The 3578-nt window shown below is 62.7% G+C and carries 4 protein-coding genes and 1 pseudogene; 1 reads left to right on the top strand and 4 read right to left on the bottom strand.

Going from position 1 to position 3578, the window contains the following annotated elements; translation table 11 throughout:
• Positions 1–202, top strand: a 202-nt coding sequence (locus tag QZY44_RS10945; RefSeq protein ID WP_295446098.1) for a hypothetical protein, incomplete at its 5' end; no start/stop codon positions are given.
• 112 nt (positions 203–314) lie between these two features.
• On the opposite strand, the gene QZY44_RS10940 is transcribed toward QZY44_RS10945, so the two are convergent.
• The 4 genes and pseudogenes from QZY44_RS10940 to QZY44_RS10925 form a co-directional block, all read right to left on the bottom strand.
• Positions 315–1268, bottom strand: a complete 954-nt coding sequence (locus QZY44_RS10940; RefSeq protein ID WP_295446096.1) for a PP2C family serine/threonine-protein phosphatase — start codon at positions 1266–1268, stop codon at positions 315–317.
• Positions 1269–1428: 160 nt separating this feature from the next.
• Complete coding sequence (locus QZY44_RS10935) at positions 1429–2151, bottom strand: hypothetical protein (RefSeq protein WP_295446094.1); 723 nt, start codon at positions 2149–2151, stop codon at positions 1429–1431.
• Positions 2152–2168: 17 nt separating this feature from the next.
• The gene (locus tag QZY44_RS10930) at positions 2169–3176 is read right to left on the bottom strand and encodes a hypothetical protein (RefSeq protein WP_295446092.1); all 1008 of its coding nucleotides are present in this window, start codon (positions 3174–3176) and stop codon (positions 2169–2171) included.
• Between the two features lie 32 nt (positions 3177–3208).
• Positions 3209–3578, bottom strand: a pseudogene (locus QZY44_RS10925) (hypothetical protein); the annotation flags it as partial.

The raw sequence follows: 3578 nt of genomic DNA, 5'->3' as shown, positions 1-3578 counted from the left end.
CGCCGCCCAGCGAACCGGGCGGCGTTGGAACTTACCACGAGCCGCCGATCAGGCCACCGATCATGCCGCCGACAAATGCACCAACGGCGACACCGACCGGGCCACCTGCAGCGCCCACCATTGCGCCGCCCTGCGCCCCGGCCCAAGCGCCGCTGGCGCGAGTCGTGGCTTTGGCGACGGTTTTTGCGGACAGGTTGAGTAAACGGCCCGTCGGCAGGCATCAGATGGGTTTGGTGTATTGTTTGCATCTTGCCAAGCGGCCATTTGCGCGATTTGCATGAAGAAATTGATGGAGGTTGTCCATGGGAATCCTTTCAGAAGGAGTGATCCGTCGCAATCTGTTGTTCATGTCCGCGAGTATCGATTTCCAGAGGTGCCTTGTCATAGCCAGCCACTCGAAAATTCTCGCTCCCGGTGCGCGCCGCGAGCACGATAGAGCGATCATCAAGACTCGTACGTTCCCACATCGCCGGATCGTGAAAAGCAAGAACGATCTTGTCAGGAGTCAATCTTTCGCTCGCCGCAGCATCGAACCACTCGCCAATGCGCGCTGCGACCCGGCTGCCATTACTGGCAACGAGCCTTTCGGCACCCCCGTCACTCATCAGTGCTATGCCGGACACCTTGGCAGTGGGCAGCAGTCCGAATTGCACTTCGGATAGGTTTGCAGCATCCACGAAGCAGGTTTGGTTGGCGAATTCGCCCTTGGCTTTGCTTGCATCCCCAAGTGCGTGCAAAGCGTCGCCATACCGGACCGCGATCGCACCATCGCCCACCTGCCACCAGAATGTGCGGACCGAACCCACCACTGCCACCAGCAAGGTGGCACGCAAATCCCGCACATCGCGCCGTTCCGATCGAGCCAGATCATCCAGTATCCCGCGAGCATGGACCAGCAGCCGGCGAACCCAACGCATGGTTTGCTCGGGTGCTTGCTCGGCTGGGTCATCCAGCCAGGGAGAAAGAACGTCTTCCAGGGAAACCAAGAATCGCGACACACCAGAAACCAGGGCGGTCGCGCCGCGTTCGCTGACAGCCGCCGAACCGGCGCCATCGCTCAATGCCAGGATCGGTCGGCCTTCGCTTCGCCAGGCCACGGCATCCTGACAAGGCAGTCCCTTGCGGGAGTGCGACAGCCCCGTTACCGCCACGCCGCAAGCCGGTCGCCAAGTGGAGAGCGGGATCGCGACCGGCGCTGGCGGCAATTCCGCGATGGGTGCAGGCAGCGATTCGGGAACAGGCACGTCCGGTCCGTCCGATGCGGGCATGATCGAATCCGAAGTCGGCGACACTGAACACGCCCCCCCGGCATTCACCGGATTCGGTCCGCCCTTGACCGGGGAGTCAGGCGCCGTTTGCTTGGTCTGCGTTTCTGCCGGGCAGTCCCCGGCCCGGAAGGAATGTGGTTTTTTGGAGCGCCTCGGCATGTCAGATGCTCCCCCAGCTTTCGTTGCTCGGCAACTGTACCGAGGCATCGGAGGAAGTGCTCGCCGACACCCTGGCCATGGAAGCCGACAGCCACTGGAAGAGTTCGCGGAACTTGAGGCCATCAAGCGCCACGGCCGGTTTGGTCGAAAAACACGACAGCGTCCCCAGGTCGGCTCCATTCACGCCAATGGGGAGGCTGACCAACTTGCGCCGGGCCGAAAGGTCGCTGGCACGCCGGGCCACCTCCTGCCAGGAATCGGTGGGACCGCCATCGCTGATCAACACCAACCAGGGCTGGTAGTAAGGTACCCCGGCGCCCCTGTAAGCGCGTTTGCGCCCCTCCAGATCGTTGAGTGCCATGTGGGTGGCCGCACCCAATGGAGTGCTACCGCTGGCCCCGAGTGGTGCAACCCCCGCGATCTGCTCGACACCGATGAAGTCCTGGATGCAGTCGGCCGATCCGCCAGCCGTATAGACGGCCAGATCGACCGACCAGCGGGCGAGGTCGTCGCGCTTGACCTCGTCGATGAAGAACTGGATGCCGGCGTTCAACTCGTCGATGGGAGCGCCGCACATGGAGCCGGAGGTATCTAGCACCAACGCAACCGGGCAGCGCGGGGAAGGGTTGTCGATGAGGTCGTTGTGAGATTCGGGCATGGTGATCTCCTGGGAAGTGGAAACGCGGGAAATGGAAAGGGGGAAAAACGAGGCAAGCAGCGACATGGTGGTTTTTCCTGTGGTCAGGCGGCAAGCGGTTGAGAAATGGATTGCGAGCCGCGGTAGTCTTTGGGCTTTGGCGTGGCAGGCTTGATCTTGGTGTCATGCCAGCCTTTGCCAATTTCACGCTGGTAGAGCCTGAGAAGGTCGATCCACTCGGTCAGAGACGCCCGGTTGGCCGGGTTATGGGTTCCGTCCTTGAAGGTGCGCACGAGTTGCTCCTTGAGCTTGTAGGGCAAGTGGCTCCAGATGTTGAACCAAGGGCCCTTGGGAATGCCGCCACCACCCAGGCCATAGGGGAAGTAGCCCTTGCTGATGTTCTCCACCGGACTCGCGCCGCCGCATACGTCAAAGGGGTGGCGACCGAGCATCAGCACCTTGAACAGCAAGATGGCAAGGGAGAACAGCTCGCTTTCCTGCGTGCGCGAAATCTTGTTCAGCTCCTTGCCAAGCAACTCCGGCGCCAGCATGTCCGGTGCCGCGACCGGGCAGCGGAAGGTCTTGCCATTGGCGGTAACCTGCCAACTGTCGCAGTCAATCAACGTGACCGCGTCGCTGTCCGGGTCGCACAGGAAGTTGGCCGGGTTGTAGTCGCCGACCATCACCCCCGTCGCGTGCAGATCCCGGATCGTGGTCAGCAGGTTCAACAGGTAACCCGCCAAGGCCGGACGATCAAGTTTCGGGAAATGCTCGCGGTACGCCATGGCGTGGGCAAGCACGGTCATGCGCACACCGGCCGCCTTGCGCATCGCATAGCCGCGCCATTGCCCCTTTTCGTCGAACACCGAAAAGCGCGGCCAGGCCAGTCCCGGGTGCTGCTTGAAGCGGGCCAGTGCCGGATCGCTTGTCATGGCCTCGATTTTGGTGCGCAAGGTGTTGGCTCGGCTTTGCAATACCTGCGGGTGGTAGAGCTTGACTACCACGCCAGGAAACTTGGGCACGGCATGGACAGCCGCTTCGCCGCCCTGGGCGAACGGGGTGTCGGCCAGTTGCACGGTTTCGCCTGCGGCGTTACGAACGGTGAGTGTCATGGCTTTGGTCTCCGGAAGTGGGATGTCGACAGTCAAAACAGGTCGCCGAGAAAGTCGCAGATGCCGTCAAAGGCTTCCGAAGCGGCATAGCCGACCGCAACAGCAGCAACAAGAGGAACCCCCACCGTGGCGACCGTCGCAGCAAGACCGGTCATTCCCAGTGCTGTAACCGATGCGGCCGCACCGGCGCCCGCCGCAGTGGCTGCCGCGCCAGCCGCAGCACCACTGACGCCCCCTTTGGCGCTGGCCTTGACCACCGTGCCGGCAACTTCGCCGGCATCGGCGCGTCCATTGGCCAGATCGATACATCCCTTGACGGCGGCGATACCTCCGCCAACGATTGCGCCAGCGGCCCCTCCAGCTTTGGCGGCCTGGGTCATGGCGCTGCCGAGGGTGCCGCTG

It is taken from the genome of uncultured Thiodictyon sp. (assembly GCA_903837595.1).
Lineage (GTDB): Bacteria > Pseudomonadota > Gammaproteobacteria > Chromatiales > Chromatiaceae > Thiodictyon.
This window is presented reverse-complemented; position numbering and strand designations above follow the sequence as displayed.